Source organism: Streptomyces musisoli, from assembly GCF_016741855.1.
Taxonomy (GTDB): Bacteria; Actinomycetota; Actinomycetes; order Streptomycetales; family Streptomycetaceae; genus Streptomyces; species Streptomyces musisoli.
The window spans coordinates 158,063-174,324 of the sequence record NZ_JAERRH010000005.1; the positions used below are offsets into that span (position 1 = coordinate 158,063).

Annotated in this window: 14 protein-coding genes; all 14 read left to right on the plus strand. The window is 70.9% G+C overall.

The window, feature by feature from the left end; genetic code table 11:
- Positions 1–2 precede the first annotated feature (2 nt).
- The 14 genes from JK361_RS16020 to JK361_RS16085 all read left to right on the plus strand — a co-directional run bounded on the left by JK361_RS16020 (position 3) and on the right by JK361_RS16085 (position 16,132).
- On the plus strand, positions 3–1,967 hold the full coding sequence (locus JK361_RS16020; RefSeq protein WP_307787261.1) for a peptidoglycan D,D-transpeptidase FtsI family protein: 1,965 nt from the start codon (positions 3–5) through the stop codon (positions 1,965–1,967).
- 166 nt (positions 1,968–2,133) lie between these two features.
- Positions 2,134–3,654 carry a UDP-N-acetylmuramoyl-L-alanyl-D-glutamate--2,6-diaminopimelate ligase gene (locus tag JK361_RS16025; RefSeq protein WP_201818120.1) on the plus strand — a complete coding sequence of 507 codons (1,521 nt, stop codon included), beginning with the start codon at positions 2,134–2,136 and terminating at the stop codon, positions 3,652–3,654.
- A gap of 4 nt (positions 3,655–3,658) precedes the next feature.
- Positions 3,659–5,065 carry a UDP-N-acetylmuramoyl-tripeptide--D-alanyl-D-alanine ligase gene (locus JK361_RS16030; RefSeq protein WP_201818122.1) on the plus strand — a complete coding sequence of 469 codons (1,407 nt, stop codon included), beginning with the start codon at positions 3,659–3,661 and terminating at the stop codon, positions 5,063–5,065.
- A complete protein-coding gene (gene mraY, locus JK361_RS16035) occupies positions 5,062–6,135 on the plus strand; it encodes a phospho-N-acetylmuramoyl-pentapeptide-transferase (protein WP_201818126.1) in 1,074 nt (357 codons plus the stop codon). Before JK361_RS16030 ends, mraY begins: the two co-directional genes overlap by 4 nt.
- Entirely contained in the window at positions 6,117–7,553 is a 1,437-nt protein-coding gene (gene murD / locus JK361_RS16040; protein WP_201818128.1) for a UDP-N-acetylmuramoyl-L-alanine--D-glutamate ligase, read from the plus strand. The genes mraY and murD overlap by 19 nt, the downstream gene beginning before the upstream one ends.
- A 67-nt stretch (positions 7,554–7,620) precedes the next feature.
- Complete coding sequence (gene ftsW / locus JK361_RS16045; RefSeq protein WP_201818131.1) at positions 7,621–8,982, plus strand: putative lipid II flippase FtsW; 1,362 nt, start codon at positions 7,621–7,623, stop codon at positions 8,980–8,982.
- 6 nt (positions 8,983–8,988) lie between these two features.
- Complete coding sequence (gene murG, locus JK361_RS16050) at positions 8,989–10,077, plus strand: undecaprenyldiphospho-muramoylpentapeptide beta-N-acetylglucosaminyltransferase (RefSeq protein WP_201818134.1); 1,089 nt, start codon at positions 8,989–8,991, stop codon at positions 10,075–10,077.
- 26 nt (positions 10,078–10,103) lie between these two features.
- Positions 10,104–10,898 carry a cell division protein FtsQ/DivIB gene (locus JK361_RS16055; RefSeq protein ID WP_201818137.1) on the plus strand — a complete coding sequence of 265 codons (795 nt, stop codon included), beginning with the start codon at positions 10,104–10,106 and terminating at the stop codon, positions 10,896–10,898.
- A 279-nt stretch (positions 10,899–11,177) separates the two neighbouring features.
- Entirely contained in the window at positions 11,178–12,386 is a 1,209-nt protein-coding gene (gene ftsZ, locus JK361_RS16060) for a cell division protein FtsZ (protein ID WP_201818140.1), read from the plus strand.
- On the plus strand, positions 12,383–13,114 hold the full coding sequence (gene pgeF, locus JK361_RS16065; RefSeq protein ID WP_201818143.1) for a peptidoglycan editing factor PgeF: 732 nt from the start codon (positions 12,383–12,385) through the stop codon (positions 13,112–13,114). The genes ftsZ and pgeF overlap by 4 nt, the downstream gene beginning before the upstream one ends.
- Positions 13,115–13,120: 6 nt before the next feature.
- Positions 13,121–13,840, plus strand: coding sequence for a YggS family pyridoxal phosphate-dependent enzyme (locus JK361_RS16070; RefSeq protein WP_201818146.1), 720 nt, complete (start codon positions 13,121–13,123; stop codon positions 13,838–13,840).
- A gap of 128 nt (positions 13,841–13,968) precedes the next feature.
- Complete coding sequence (locus JK361_RS16075; RefSeq protein ID WP_201818147.1) at positions 13,969–14,610, plus strand: cell division protein SepF; 642 nt, start codon at positions 13,969–13,971, stop codon at positions 14,608–14,610.
- A 60-nt stretch (positions 14,611–14,670) separates the two neighbouring features.
- Complete coding sequence (locus JK361_RS16080; RefSeq protein ID WP_059248823.1) at positions 14,671–14,961, plus strand: YggT family protein; 291 nt, start codon at positions 14,671–14,673, stop codon at positions 14,959–14,961.
- A 52-nt stretch (positions 14,962–15,013) separates the two neighbouring features.
- Entirely contained in the window at positions 15,014–16,132 is a 1,119-nt protein-coding gene (locus tag JK361_RS16085) for a DivIVA domain-containing protein (RefSeq protein WP_201818149.1), read from the plus strand.
- The last annotated feature ends 130 nt before the right edge of the window (positions 16,133–16,262 follow it).

Genomic DNA, 16,262 nt, shown 5'->3' on the forward strand with positions numbered 1-16,262 from the left:
AAGTGTCCGACAGGCAAGCGCCGCGCCGCCGTGTGCCCGGGCCCGCCAGACCTCCCCGGCCACGGGGCGCCGTCCGGCGGCAGCCCGGACCCGGTGCCCGGCCGGCCCGCCGCCCGGGCGGAGCCCGGCCCATGCCCCCGCGTCCGCTCCGGCTCGGCAGCCCCCGGCCCCGGCTGCGCCTGGTCGGCCTCGCCCTGACCCTGGTGCTGCTGGTCTTCGTCGTGCGGCTGCTCCAGGTCCAGGCCGTCGAGGCCAGCGCCTACGCGGCGCGGGCCGAGCAGAACCGGTACGTGGTGCACACCCTGGCCGCCGAGCGCGGCGGGATCACCGACCGCAACGGCGTCGCCCTCGCCGTCAGCGAGGACGCGTACGACATCACGGCCGACCCGACCATGTTCGGCGTCAAGCAGCTGAAGATCCAGGACGGCCCGGAGCGGGCCGCCGCGCTGCTCGCCCCGATCCTCGGCCAGGACCAGGCAGCGCTCCTCAAGAAGCTGCGGCCCGAGAACAGGAACTCCCGCTACACCCGGCTCGCCTCCCGGCAGACCCCGCAGGTCTGGAAGCAGATCAAGGACCTGAAGACGGCGCTCACCCACAAGGCCGAGACGGACAGGACCACCGTCAACGTGCTGGCCGGTGTCTTCGCCGATCCCAGCAGCCAGCGCGTGTACCCCAACGGAGACCTGGCCGCCGGGATACTGGGCTGGGTCAACGCCGACGGCCGGGGCGGCGGCGGTATCGAGCAGCAGCTGGACAAGCAGCTGACCGGCAAGGACGGCAAGCTCCGATACGCCCAGTCCGGCGGGCGTGAGGTGCCCACGGCCGGGTCCACCGAGACGCCCGCCGTGCCCGGCTCCGACGTCGAGCTGACCATCGACCGCGACATCCAGTGGGCCGCCCAGAACGCGATCTCCGAGCAGGTGAGGAAGTCCAGGGCGGACCGCGGCTACGTCATCGTCCAGGACACCCGCAGCGGGCAGATCCTGGCCATGGCCAACTCGCCCGGCTTCGACCCGAACGACCTGTCGAAGGCCGACGGCGACGCCATGGGCAACGCGGCCCTCCAGGACGCCTACGAGCCCGGCTCCACAGCGAAGGTGATGTCGATGGCGGCCGTGCTGGAGCGCAACGCGGCGACCCCGCTGACCCACGTCGTCGTACCCAACCGGCTGCACCGCGGCGACCGGCTCTTCCAGGACGACATCGACCACGCCACCTGGTACCTCACGCTCAACGGCGTGCTCGCCAAGTCCAGCAACATCGGCACCATCCTGGCCACCGGCGAACTCGGCAAGAGCCAGCCCGAGGCCAACGAGGTCCTCTACTCGTACCTGCGCAGGTTCGGCATCGGCGGCTACACCGGCCTCGGCTTCCCCGGCGAGACCCCCGGCATCCTCGCGCAGCCGCAGAAGTGGTCCACCTCGCAGCAGTACACGATCCCTTTCGGCCAGGGCTTCTCCATCAACGCGATGCAGGCCGCCTCCGTGTACTCGACCATCGCCAACGGCGGCGTCCGCGTCGAGCCGACCCTGGTGCGCGGCACCAAGGGCGCCGACGGGCGCTTCACCCCGGCGCCCAAGCCCCGGCAGACGCGGGTCGTCAGCGCCAAGACCGCCAGGAGCCTCGCCCAGATGCTGGAGTCCGTGGTGGACGACGAGCAGGGCACCGGCATCAAGGCCCGCATCCCCGGGTACCGGGTGGCGGGCAAGACCGGCACGGCCAACCGCGTGGATCCGGCCACCGGCCGCTACCGCGGCTACACCTCGTCGTTCGCCGGCTTCGCCCCCGCCGACAACCCGCGGATCACCGTCTACTGCGCCATCCAGAACGCCACCTCGGGCAGCTACTTCGGCGGCCAGATCTGCGGTCCCATCTACAAGCAGGTGATGGAGTTCGCCCTGAAGACCCTCCAGGTCCCGCCGACCGGGGCGAAGCCCGCCAACCTCCCCGTCGACTACAAGCCCTGATCAGCACCACGAAAACACCAGGAACCAGCTCGTGACAACGATCACCCCCGACGCCGGGAACCACGGGGCCGAGAACCCCTCGCTTCGCTCCGGAGCGGGTACGCCCGGTACGCTCACCGCCGTGCCACACGCTGATCAGTCCCAAACCACCCAGAAGGGCGCTTCCGTGACATATCCGGGACCGCCGCGACCGGTTCAGGTCTCCGCCGCACCCCTCGCGGAACTCGCCGATCAGCTGGGTGCCGCCGCTCCGGCCGGCTCCGCCGAGGTCACGGGGATCACCCACGACTCGCGAGCGGTCCGCCCCGGCGACCTCTACGCCGCCCTGCCGGGCGCCCGGCTGCACGGCGCCGACTTCGTCACCCAGGCCGCCGGCCTCGGCGCGGTCGCCGTGCTCACCGACCCGAGCGGCGCCGAACGCGCCGCCGCGACCGGCCTGCCCGTCCTGGTCGTGGACGACCCGCGCGCGCGGATGGGCGAGCTGGCGGCGACGATCTACGGCCACCCCGGCCGTGACCTGCTCCAGATCGGCATCACCGGCACCTCCGGCAAGACCACCACCGCCTACCTGGTGGAGGGCGGCCTGAAGACCGCCCGCGCCACCGGCCTCGTCGGCACCGTCGAGATGCGCATCGGCGACGAGCGCATCAAGTCCGAGCGGACCACCCCCGAAGCAACCGACCTCCAGGCCCTGTTCGCCGTCATGCGCGAGCGCGGCGTCGAGGCGGTCGCCATGGAGGTCTCCAGCCACGCCCTGGTCCTCGGCCGGGTCGACGGCTGCGTCTTCGACATCGCCGTCTTCACCAACCTCAGCCCGGAACACATGGAGTTCCACTCCGACATGGAGGACTACTTCCGGGCCAAGGCACAGCTCTTCACGCCGGAGCGCAGCAAACTCGGCGTGGTCAACGCCGACGACGAGTACGGCCGCCGGCTCGCCGAGGAGGCGACCGTCCCGGTCGTCACCTTCTCCGCCGAGGGCCACCCCGACGCCGACTGGCGCGCCCAGGACGTGCAGGTCGGCCCGATGGACTCGACGTTCACGGTCCTCGGCCCGAACGGCGAGCGGATCCACGCCAGGTCGCCGATCGCCGGCCCCTTCAACGTGGCGAACACCCTCGCCGCCATCGTCGCCCTCGCCGTCGCCGGCCTCGACCCGCAGGCCGCCGCCGACGGCATCGCCGCCGTCCCGGGCGTCCCGGGCCGCCTGGAGCGTGTCGACGCCGGGCAGCCCTACCTCGCGGTCGTCGACTACGCCCACAAGACCGACGCGGTCGAGTCCGTGCTCAAGGCACTGCGCAAGGTCACCAAGGGCCGGCTGCACATCGTCCTCGGGTGCGGCGGCGACCGCGACCAGACCAAGCGCGCCCCGATGGGCGCCGCCGCGGCCAGGCTCTCCGACACGGCCGTACTGACCTCAGACAACCCCCGCTCCGAGGACCCTCTCGCGATCCTCGCGACCATGCTCCAGGGCGCGGCCTCCGTGCCCGCGCACGAGCGCGGCGAGGTCCTCCTCTTCGAGGACCGGGCCGCCGCCATCTCCGCCGCCGTGGGCCGCGCCCAGGCCGGCGACACCGTGCTGGTCGCGGGCAAGGGCCACGAGCAGGGCCAGGACATCGCCGGCGTGATCCGTCCCTTCGACGACCGCCAGGTGCTTCGCGAAGCTATCCAGAAGACCCAGGGATGAACTTGTGATCGCCCTCTCCCTCGCCGAGATCGCAGCAGTCGTCGGCGGGCAGACGCACGACATACCGGATCCGTCCGCGCAGGTGACGGGACCGGTCGTCCGGGACTCCCGCGAGGTGGTGCCCGGCAGCCTGTTCGCCGCCTTCGTCGGCGCGCGCGTGGACGGCCACGACTACGCGCCGCAGGTCGTCGAGGCCGGCGCGGTCGCCGTACTGGCCTCCCGGCCGGTCGGCGTGCCCGCCATCGTGGTGGACGACGTCCAGACCGCCCTCGGTGCCCTCGCCCGGCACGTCGTACGCCGGCTCGGCGCCACCCTCGTCGCCCTGACCGGCTCCGCGGGCAAGACCAGCACCAAGGACCTCATCGCCCAGGTACTCGGGCGCAAGGCCCCGACGGTGTACACGCCGGGCTCCCTCAACAACGAGATCGGGCTGCCGCTGACCGCCCTGTCCGCCACCGAGGAGACGAAGTTCCTCGTGCTGGAGATGGGCGCCCGGGGCATCGGGCACATCCGCTACCTCGCCGAACTCACCCCGCCGCGGATCGGCCTGGTGCTCAACGTCGGCACCGCCCACCTCGGCGAGTTCGGCGGGCGCGAGCAGATCGCCCAGGCCAAGGGGGAGCTGGTCGAGGCACTCCCGGAGGACGGCGCGGCGATCCTCAACGCCGACGACCCGTTGGTCCGGGCCATGGCCTCCCGTACCAAGGCGAAGGTGGTCCTTTTCGGAGAGTCGGCCGAAGCGGACGTACGCGCCGAGAACGTGCGACTCACGGACAGCGGACAGCCCGCCTTCAGGCTTCACACACCCTCCGGTGCAAGCGATGTGACCATGCGCCTGTACGGTGAGCACCACGTGTCGAACGCGCTCGCCGCGGCCGCCGTCGCCCATGAGCTGGGCATGTCCGCGGAAGAGATCGCCCTGGCGCTCTCCGAGGCGGGCACCCTCTCGCGTTGGCGCATGGAGGTCACGGAGCGCCCGGACGGCGTGACCATCGTCAACGACGCCTACAACGCCAACCCCGAGTCCGTGCGGGCCGCCCTCAGGGCGCTCGCGGCCATGGGCAAGGGGCGCCGTACGTGGGCGGTGCTCGGCAAGATGGCCGAGCTGGGGGACGAGGCGCTCGCCGAGCACGACGCCGTCGGACGGCTCGCCGTCCGGCTCAACGTCAGCAAGCTCGTCGCCGTCGGGGGGGTTGAGGCCTCCTGGCTGCAACTGGGCGCATATAACGAGGGTTCGTGGGGTGAGGAGTCGGTGCACGTGTCCGACGCACAGGCGGCGATCGACCTGTTGCGCAGCGAGTTGCGCCCGGGGGACGTCGTACTCGTGAAGGCGTCCCGTTCGGTGGGGCTGGAGAGCGTCGCCCAGGCGCTCGTCGAGGCCGGTGCCGGGCGTGGGGTTGATGCCCGATGATGAAGCAGATCCTGTTCTCGGGTGTCATCGGCCTCTTCCTGACACTGATCGGCACCCCGCTGCTGATCAAGCTGCTCGCCCGCAAGGGGTACGGCCAGTACATCCGTGACGACGGCCCCCGGGAACACGCCAGCAAGCGCGGTACGCCCACCATGGGTGGTATCGCCTTCATCCTGGCGACGATCGCCGCGTACTTCCTGTCCAAGGTGATCACCGGACAGACGCCGACGTACTCGGGCGTGCTGGTCCTCGGCCTGATGTTCGGCATGGGCCTGGTCGGCTTCCTCGACGACTACATCAAGATCGTCAAGCGGCGTTCGCTGGGTCTGCGGGCCAAGGCCAAGATGGCCGGCCAGCTGATCGTCGGCATCGCCTTCGCCGTGCTGTCCCTTCAGTTCTCCGACGCGCGCGGCAACACCCCGGCGTCCACGAAGCTGTCGTTCATCACCGACTTCGGCTGGTCGATCGGCCCGGTGCTGTTCGTGGTCTGGGCGCTGTTCATGATCCTCGCGATGTCGAACGGCGTGAACCTCACCGACGGTCTGGACGGTCTGGCCACCGGTGCCTCGGTCCTCGTCTTCGGCGCCTACACGTTCATCGGTGTGTGGCAGTTCCAGGAGTCCTGCGCCAACGCGCAGACCCTCACCAACCCGGGCGCCTGCTACGAGGTGCGCGACCCGCTGGACCTCGCCGTGGTCGCCTCCGCGCTGATGGGCGCCTGCCTGGGCTTCCTGTGGTGGAACACCTCGCCGGCGAAGATCTTCATGGGCGACACCGGTTCGCTCGCGCTCGGCGGTGTCCTCACGGGCCTGGCCATCCTCTCCCGCACGGAGCTGCTGGTGGCCATCATGGGCGGCCTGTTCGTCCTCATCACCATGTCGGTCGTCATCCAGGTCGGCTCGTTCCGGCTCACCGGCAAGCGCGTCTTCCGGATGGCGCCGCTCCAGCACCACTTCGAACTCAAGGGCTGGTCCGAGGTCCTGGTGGTGGTCCGTTTCTGGATCATCCAGGGCATCTGTGTGATCGTCGGACTGGGCCTCTTCTACGCGGGATGGGCAGCGGACAAGTGACCTCCTCCTCGGAGCTCTTCGACTTCCAGGGCAAGCACGTCACCGTCGCCGGGCTCGGCGTCTCCGGTGTCCCGGCGGCGAAAGTGCTGCACGCGCGCGGGGCGGTCGTCACGGTCGTCAACGACGGCGACGACGCCCGCGCGCGCGAGCAGGCCGCGGAACTCCAGGCGCTCGGCATCACCGTGCGCCTGGGCGACGGGGCGACCCTGCCGGAGGGCACCGAGCTGATCGTCACCGCGCCCGGCTGGCAGCCCGACAAGCCGCTGTTCCTGGCGGCCCGGGAGGCGGGCGTGCCGGTCTGGGGCGACGTGGAGCTGGCCTGGCGCCTGCGCGGGCCCGACGCGGCCCCCTGGCTGGCCGTGACGGGCACCAACGGCAAGACCACGACCGTCCAGATGCTCGCCTCGATCCTGCGGGCCGCGGGCCTGCGCACGGCCGCCGTCGGCAACATCGGCGTCTCCCTGCTGGACGCGGTCCTCGGCGAGGAGCGGTACGACGTCCTCGCCGTCGAGCTGTCCAGCTACCAGCTCCACTGGGCGCCCTCCCTGCGGGCGCACTCGGCGGTGGTCCTCAACCTCGCGCCGGACCACCTGGACTGGCACGGCTCCATGGAGGCCTACGCGCGCGACAAGGGCCGCGTCTACGAGGGCAACCAGGTCGCCTGCGTCTACAACGTGGCCGACAAGGCCACCGAGGACCTCGTGCGCGAGGCCGACGTGGAAGAGGGCTGCCGGGCCGTCGGGTTCACCCTGGGCACGCCCGGGCCCTCCGAACTCGGTGTCGTGGAGGGCATCCTGGTCGACCGGGCCTTCGTGGCGGACCGGCAGCGCAACGCGCAGGAGCTGGCCGAGGTCTCCGACGTCAACCCGCCGGCCCCGCACAACATCGCCAACGCCCTTGCGGCGGCGGGCCTCGCGCGCGCCTTCGGGGTGCCCGCCACCGCCGTACGGGACGGTCTGCGGGCCTTCCGCCCGGACGCCCACCGCATCGCGCACGTGGGCGACATCGACGGGGTCGCGTACGTGGACGACTCCAAGGCGACCAACACGCACGCCGCCGAAGCCTCGTTGGCGGCATATGAACCGATTGTATGGATTGCGGGCGGTCTGGCGAAGGGCGCGACCTTCGACGAACTGGTCGCCAAGTCGGCCAAGCGGCTCCGCGGCGCGGTCCTGATCGGTGCGGATCGGGCCCTGATCCGCGAGGCCCTCGCGCGACACGCCCCGGAAGTACCCGTGGTCGACCTCGACCGGACCGACACTGGGGCGATGCTCCAGGCGGTGACGGAGGCGAGGCGGCTGGCTCAGCCCGGCGACACGGTGCTGCTGGCCCCGGCCTGTGCCTCCATGGACATGTTCACCAACTACAACCAGCGCGGTGACGCGTTCGCGGCGGCGGTCCGCGAACTCGGCGCCTGACCCGGCCGCCTGCCGGGCGGATCTTGGGAGGGACGCGTGGGACGGTCGACGTTCAGTGGAGGCGCCGATGCCCGGTAGCCGTACCGGCCGCCCGCCCGTACAGCGGGCGTCCCGCCGTCCCGCCGTCGCCCGCACCCCGCGCGACAACCCGGTACAGCGGTTCTGCACGCGCGCGCGAAAGGCCTGGGACCGGCCGCTGACGGCCTACTACCTGATCCTCGGCGGCAGCGTGCTGATCATCGTGCTGGGGCTGGTGATGGTCTACTCGGCCTCCCAGATCACCGCGCTCCAGCTGTCGCTGCCCGGGTCGTACTTCTTCCGCAAGCAGTTCCTCGCCGCGGCCATCGGCGGCGCGCTGCTGCTCGTCGCCTCCCGCATGCCGGTGAAGCTGCACCGGGCCCTGGCCTACCCGATCCTCGCCGCGGCCGTCTTCCTCATGGTCCTGGTGCAGGTGCCGGGGATAGGGATGGCGGTCAACGGCAACCAGAACTGGATCTCCCTCGGCGGCTCCTTCCAGATCCAGCCCAGCGAGTTCGGCAAGCTCGCCCTGGTGCTGTGGGGAGCGGACCTGATCGCCCGCAAGCAGGAGCGGAAGCTGCTGGCCCAGTGGAAGCACATGCTGGTGCCGCTGGTCCCGGTCGCCTTCCTGCTGCTCGGGCTGATCATGCTCGGCGGCGACATGGGAACCGCGATCATTCTCACAGCGATCCTCTTCGGCCTGCTGTGGCTCGCCGGGGCCCCGACCCGGCTCTTCGCCGGGGTGCTCTCGGTCGCCGCCCTGATCGGTGTGCTCCTGATCAAGACCAGCCCCAACCGGATGGCCCGCCTCGCCTGCATCGGCGCCACCGAGCCCAAGACGGGGGTCGCCGACTGCTGGCAGGCCGTGCACGGCATCTACGCGCTCGCATCCGGCGGACTCTTCGGCTCCGGGCTCGGCGCGAGTGTGGAAAAATGGGGCCAACTCCCCGAAGCCCACACCGACTTCATCTTCGCCGTCACCGGTGAGGAACTGGGCCTGGCGGGGACGCTGTCGGTGCTCGCCCTGTTCGCGGCTCTAGGCTATGCGGGTATCCGCGTGGCCGGACGCACGGAGGACCCCTTCGTGAGGTACGCCGCGGGAGGCGTGACCACCTGGATCACCGCCCAGGCGGTGATCAACATCGGTGCGGTGCTCGGTCTGCTGCCGATCGCCGGCGTCCCCCTCCCGCTGTTCTCCTACGGAGGGTCCGCCCTGCTGCCGACCATGTTCGCCATCGGGCTGCTGATCGCCTTCGCACGCGACGAGCCCGCTGCGCGGGCAGCGCTTGCGATGCGGCAACCTCGCTTTGGTAGAAAGCGGGCGGGAGGCTCCGGTGCCGAGCGGGGGCCTCGGAGATGGAACACGATGCGACGGCGTGCCTCTGTGGCGCGTTCGTCCGGAGAGCGGTGAATTTCGGTGCATGTCGTACTCGCCGGTGGGGGGACCGCCGGCCACATCGAGCCCGCGCTCGCCCTCGCGGACGCCCTGCGCAGGCAGGACCCGACCGTGGGGATCACGGCCCTGGGCACGGAGCGCGGTCTGGAGACCCGGCTCGTCCCGGAGCGCGGCTATGAGCTGGCACTGATCCCGGCGGTGCCGCTGCCCCGCAAGCCCACACCCGAGCTGATCACCGTCCCGGGCCGGCTGCGCGGCACGATCAAGGCCGCCGAGCAGATCCTGGAGCGCACCAAGGCGGACTGCGTGGTCGGCTTCGGCGGCTACGTCGCCCTGCCCGGCTACCTGGCCGCCAAGCGCCTCGGTGTGCCCATCGTGATCCACGAGGCCAACGCCCGCCCGGGCCTGGCCAACAAGATCGGCTCGCGGTACGCGGCCCGGGTCGCCGTCTCCACCCCGGACAGCAAGCTGCGCGACGCCCGCTACATCGGCATCCCGCTGCGCCGCTCCATCGCCACCCTCGACCGCGCCGCGGCCCGCCCGGAGGGCCGGCACCGCTTCGGCCTCGACCCGAATCTGCCCACGCTGCTCGTCTCCGGCGGCTCGCAGGGCGCCCGCCGGCTCAACGAGGTGGTCCAGCAGGTCGCCCCGTGGCTCCAGCAGGCCGGCATCCAGATCCTGCACGCCGTCGGCCCGAAGAACGAACTGCCGCACGTGCAGCAGATGCCGGGGATGCCCCCCTACATCCCGGTAAGTTACCTGGACCGGATGGACCTCGCGTACGCCGCGGCCGACATGATGCTCTGCCGTGCGGGCGCGATGACCGTCGCCGAGCTCTCCGCCGTCGGACTCCCGGCCGCGTACGTCCCGCTGCCCATCGGCAACGGCGAACAGCGGCTGAACGCCCAGCCGGTGGTCAAGGCCGGCGGCGGGCTCCTCGTCGACGACGCGGAACTCACGCCCGAGTGGGTGCAGCAGAACGTGCTGCCCGTGCTCGCCGATCCGCACCGGCTGTACGAGATGTCCCGCGCGGCAAGCGAGTTCGGCCGCCGGGACGCCGACGAGCTGCTCGTCGGCATGGTGTACGAGGCGATCGCCTCGCGCCGTTAGGACCATATGACGAAAGGGCAGTGAGCGTGGCCGGACCGACGACCGCCGAGCGCGGTGAACGCCAGCAGGAGTCGTCCGGCCCGCCGCCCGTCCGCAGGCTCGGAAGGCTGCGCGTTCGTACGATCATCATTCTGGCCGTGCTCGTCCTGCTCCTGGGGGCCGGTGCCACTTGGGCGTTGTACGGCTCCCAGTGGCTGCGCGTCCGGCATGTCTCGGTGTCGGGCACGCTCGTGCTGACCCCCGCGGAGGTCCGGCGGGCGGCGGCCGTGCCCGTCGGGGCGCCGATGGTCTCCGTGGACACGGACGCCATCGAAGCCCGGCTTCGCCGGAAACTGCCCCGAATCGACACCGTGGACGTGGTGCGTTCCTGGCCCCACGGGATCGGCCTGAAAGTGATCGAGCGCACTCCGGTTCTACTGGTCCGAAAGGGCGGCGACTTCATCGAAGTCGACGACGAAGGTGTCCGGTTCGCCACGGTTCCGCAGGCGCCGAAAGGCGTCCCGGCGCTGGAATTGTCCGCATCCCGCAAGGGGCCGGGCGCCGCGAGCTTCCGGCGCTTCGGCACCGGCCGGCTCGTGCGCGCGGCCGTCCGGGTCGCCGGCGACCTGCCCGCCTCCGTGGCGCGGGCCACCCGGGCCGTCCAAGTCCGCTCCTACGACGCCATCTCGCTGCAACTGGCAGACGGCCGCACGGTGGCATGGGGCAGCGACGAGGACGGCCACGCCAAGGCACGGGCCCTCACGGCTCTCATGAAAGCAGTTCCCGGCGCGCGGCACTTCGATGTCAGTGTTCCCACCGCCCCTGCGTCATCGGGGAGTTGACGCACATCAGCGCAGGCCAGCACCCTGGTTGGGCACTGCTACGGCTGATCACATAGGGTGAAAAGAAAAACGGGAGGTTCGGCGTGTTCGTTGAACGGGCGCCACTTGTCGACTTAGTGTCCTGTTCAGAAGACTCCAGGGAACAGACACACTGGTAACCCTAAACTTCAGGGTTAGGGTTCGGGTCGGCGCTACGGACCGTCCCATTCGGCATCTGTCGTCCCGGCGCGGGGCACCGCACGGCGACGGCAACGTAATTCGAGGCGAGAGGCCTTCGACGTGGCAGCACCGCAGAACTACCTCGCAGTCATCAAGGTCATCGGTGTCGGCGGCGGTGGTGTCAATGCCATCAACCGGATGATCGAGGTCGGTCTCAAGGGCGTCGAGTTCATCGCCATCAACACCGACGCGCAGGCGCTGTTGATGAGCGACGCCGACGTCAAGCTCGACGTCGGCCGGGAACTCACCCGCGGACTCGGCGCCGGAGCCAACCCGGCCGTCGGCCGCAAGGCCGCCGAGGACCACCGCGAGGAGATCGAGGAGGTCCTCAAGGGGGCCGACATGGTCTTCGTGACGGCCGGTGAAGGCGGCGGCACCGGCACCGGCGGCGCGCCCGTCGTGGCCAACATCGCGCGCTCGCTCGGCGCACTCACCATCGGCGTGGTCACGCGCCCGTTCACCTTCGAGGGACGGCGCCGCGCGAACCAGGCCGAGGACGGCATCGCCGAGCTGCGCGAGGAGGTCGACACCCTCATCGTCATCCCGAACGACCGGCTGCTGTCCATCTCGGACCGCCAGGTCTCGGTCCTGGACGCCTTCAAGTCCGCCGACCAGGTCCTGCTCTCCGGTGTCCAGGGCATCACCGACCTCATCACCACCCCCGGCCTGATCAACCTGGACTTCGCCGACGTCAAGTCGGTCATGTCCGAGGCGGGTTCGGCCCTCATGGGCATCGGCTCGGCCCGCGGCGACGACCGCGCGGTGGCCGCGGCCGAGATGGCGATCTCCTCCCCGCTCCTCGAGGCGTCCATCGACGGCGCCCGGGGCGTGCTGCTCTCCATCTCCGGTGGCTCGGACCTCGGCCTCTTCGAGATCAACGAGGCCGCCCAGCTGGTCAGCGAGGCCGCCCACCCCGAGGCCAACATCATCTTCGGCGCCGTCATCGACGACGCCCTCGGCGACGAGGTCCGGGTCACCGTGATCGCGGCCGGCTTCGACGGCGGCCAGCCGCCGGCCCGCCGGGACAACGTCCTCGGCTCCGCCTCCGCATCGGCCCCCGGCCGCCGCGAGGAGCCCGCCCCGGCCCGGCCGAGCGAGCCCAGCCGTCCGTCCTTCGGTTCGCTGGGCAGCGTCAAGCCGAAGGAGGAGCCGGAGCCGGCGCCCGAGCCGGTGGCCGACATCCCGGTCGCCCCGCCGGTGACGCCGTCGCCCCGGACCTACTCGGACAGCACGGCCGAGGAACTGGACGTTCCGGACTTCCTCAAGTGATAGGACAGCGCGAGAGCGTGAGCGGCGCGCACTTCGCCTTCACCGACAGGTGGGGCGGGGTGAGCGCCGCTCCGTATGAGGAGCTGAACCTCGGCGGTGCGGTCGGGGACGCGCCCGAGGCGGTGCGCGGCAACCGGGAGCTGGCGGCCAAGACCCTCGGCCTGGACGCGGACCGCGTCGTCTGGATGAACCAGGTGCACGGGGCCGAGGTCGCCGTGGTGGACGAGCCGTGGGGCGTGGGGAATCCGGTGCCGGAGGTCGACGCGATCGTCACCGCCCGGCGCGGTCTCGCCCTCGCCGTCCTGACCGCCGACTGCGTGCCGGTCCTGCTGGCCGACCCCGTCGCCGGGGTCGCCGCCGCGGCCCACGCGGGCCGGCCCGGCATGGTCAAGGGGGTCGTCCCTGCGGCCGTACGGGCCATGGTCGGACTCGGCGCCGATCCGGACCGGATCGTCGCCCGCACCGGACCGGCCGTGTGCGGCCGGTGCTACGAGGTGCCGGAGGCGATGCGCGCCGAGGTGGCCGCCGTCGAGCCGGCGGCGCACGCCGAAACGGGCTGGGGTACGCCGGCGGTCGACGTGAGCGCCGGAGTGCACGCTCAGCTCGACCGGCTCGGGGTGTGCGACCGGGCGCAGTCGCCGGTGTGCACGCTGGAGTCGGACGACCACTTCTCGTACCGCCGCGACCGCGCCACCGGACGGCTCGCGGGCTATGTGTGGCTGGACTGATCGGGCATGACGGACCGTAAGACCGAACTCGCCGCAAATCTGGCGAAGGTGGAGGAACGCATCACCGCCGCGTGCGCGGCGGCCGGGCGCGAGCGGGAGTCGGTGACCCTGATCGTGGTCACCAAGACCTACCCGGCGAGCGATGTGCGGATCCTGTCGGAACTCGGTGTGCGCCATGTCGCCGAGAACCGTGACCAGGACGCGGCCCCGAAGGCCGCCGCCTGCGCGGATCTGCCCCTCAAGTGGCACTTTGTGGGTCAGTTGCAGACCAACAAGGTGCGTTCCGTGGTCGGTTACGCCGATGTCGTGCAGTCCATCGACCGTTCCCGGCTCGTCTCCGCCCTGTCGAAGGAGGCGGTGCGCGCCGGGCGCGAGGTGGGCTGCCTGATCCAGGTGGCGCTGGACGCGGGCGAGAGCGCACGGGGCGAGCGCGGGGGCGTGGCCCCGGGCGGGATCGAAGAGTTGGCCGACCTCGTCGCCGCGGCGCCCGCGCTGCGGCTCGACGGGCTGATGACCGTCGCCCCGCTCGCCGGGGAGTACGCGGGCCGCGAACGGGCGGCTTTCGAGCGGCTCATGGATTTGTCGACTGACCTGCGCCGAGCCCATCCGGCTGCAACCATGGTGTCCGCAGGGATGAGTGCGGACCTCGAACAGGCCGTGGCCGCCGGGGCGACACATGTGCGCGTCGGCACCGCGGTACTCGGAGTCCGCCCCAGGCTCGGGTAACGTCGCCAGGAAGTCGGACCACAGCAGAAAATATGGTCAATGCCCGTGAAGTTGGGCACAGCGACCACGTGGATCGCGGGCACTTGGCAGTCGTCAGTCGATCCACCACAGAGCGGAGGACTCAGAGCATGGCCGGCGCGATGCGCAAGATGGCGGTCTACCTCGGCCTCGTGGAGGACGATGGGTACGACGGCCGCGGTTTCGACCCCGACGACGACTTCGAGCCCGAGCTGGACCCGGAGCCCGAGCGGGACCACCGACGGCACGAGCCGTCACACCAGGCGCATGGCGCACATCAGTCCCAAAGGGACGAAGATGTGCGAATCGTGCAACCGCCCGCGCCGCGCGAACCGGTAGCCCGTTCGACTTCGCTCGCCGCGGAATCCGGACGTCCGGCGCGCATCGCGCCCGTGGCATCCATCACACAAGAACGCCAGTCCCTGGAGAAGAACGCACCGGTGATCATGCCCAAGGTCGTGTCGGAACGTGAGCCGTACCGGATCACCACGCTTCACCCCCGGACCTACAACGAGGCCCGTACCATCGGGGAACACTTCCGTGAGGGCACCCCGGTGATCATGAATCTGACTGAGATGGATGACACAGACGCAAAGCGACTTGTCGACTTTGCGGCCGGTTTGGTGTTTGGTCTTCACGGCAGCATCGAGCGGGTGACGCAGAAGGTGTTCCTGTTGTCTCCTGCTAACGTCGATGTCACGGCGGAGGACAAGGCCCGCATCGCAGAGGGCGGGTTCTTCAACCAGAGCTGAGACGCACGACCCGATCGAAGTACGGAAGAGCACGGAACAGGGGAGAGGGAACAGCAGGCCATGAGCGTGTTCGCGCAGGTGATCTACATCGCGCTGATGGTGTTCCTCGTCGTGCTCATCTTCCGGCTGGTCATGGACTACGTGTTCCAGTTCGCCCGCTCGTGGCAACCCGGCAAGGCGATGGTGGTCGTACTGGAGGCCACCTACACTGTCACCGATCCACCGCTGAAGCTTCTGCGGCGGTTCATCCCGCCGCTGCGTCTCGGGGGCGTGGCGCTCGACCTGTCCTTCTTCGTACTGATGATCATCGTCTACATTCTCATCTCCATTGCGCAGAGCTTCGTGAGATGAGGGTGGACGATCCGGTCTTGCCGACTGCCGATGACTACGTTGAGGTGAAGAGATGCCGTTGACCCCCGAGGACGTGCGGAACAAGCAGTTCACGACCGTCCGCCTCCGAGAAGGCTATGACGAGGACGAGGTCGATGCCTTCCTCGACGAGGTCGAAGCCGAACTGACCCGTCTGCTCCGCGAGAACGAGGACCTGCGCGCCAAGCTGGCCGCGGCGACGCGAGCCGCCGCGCAGAACCAGCAGAACATGCGCAAGCCTCCGGAGCAGGAGCAGCAGCATCCCCAGCAGCAGGGCATGCGAGGTCCCGGCGCGCCGGTGCCCGCCGGCATATCGGGCCCGCCGCAGCAGCAGATGGGTGGCCCCATGGGTGGTCCGCCCCAGCTGCCGAGCGGTGCCCCGCAGCTGCCCGCCGGCCCCGGCGGTCAGGGCGGCCCGCAGGGTCCCGGCCCGATGGGCCAGGGTCCGATGGGTCAGGGCCCGATGGGTGGTCAGCCGCCCATGCAGCAGCAGATGGGCGGTCCGATGGGCGGCCCCATGGGCGGTCCGATGGGCGGCCCCGGTCAGGGCCCCGGTGGCGACAGCGCCGCCCGTGTCCTCTCGCTGGCCCAGCAGACCGCCGACCAGGCGATCGCCGAGGCCCGTTCCGAGGCCAACAAGATCGTCGGCGAGGCCCGCAGCCGCGCCGAGGGTCTGGAGCGTGACGCCCGTGCCAAGGCCGACGCCCTGGAGCGGGACGCGCAGGAGAAGCACCGCGTGGCCATGGGCTCCCTGGAGTCCGCGCGCGCCACGCTGGAGCGCAAGGTCGAGGATCTGCGCGGCTTCGAGCGCGAGTACCGCACGCGCCTGAAGTCGTACCTGGAGTCGCAGCTGCGCCAGCTGGAGACCCAGGCCGACGACTCCCTGGCCCCGCCGCGTACTCCGGCCACCGCGTCGCTGCCGCCGTCCCCGGCGCCCTCCATGGCCCCGGCCGGCGCGAGCGCCCCGTCCTACGGCGGCAACCAGACGATGGGCGGCTCGCCCGCTCCGTCCGCCCCGTCCTACGGCGGCCAGCAGCAGATGACCCCGGCCATGACCCAGCCGATGGCCCCGGTCCGTCCGCAGGGCCCGTCCCCGATGGGTCAGGCTCCCTCGCCGATGCGTGGGTTCCTGATCGACGAGGACGACAACTGACCGGTCTTCGCGACCAGTACGACAACGGCGTCGGCAGCGTCCACCAGGGCGGGCCCCCCGGACTTCGGTCCAGGGGGCCCGCCCTTTTTACGCGTGTTGACGTGTGGGTGCCGGGCCGGGGCGGTGCCGA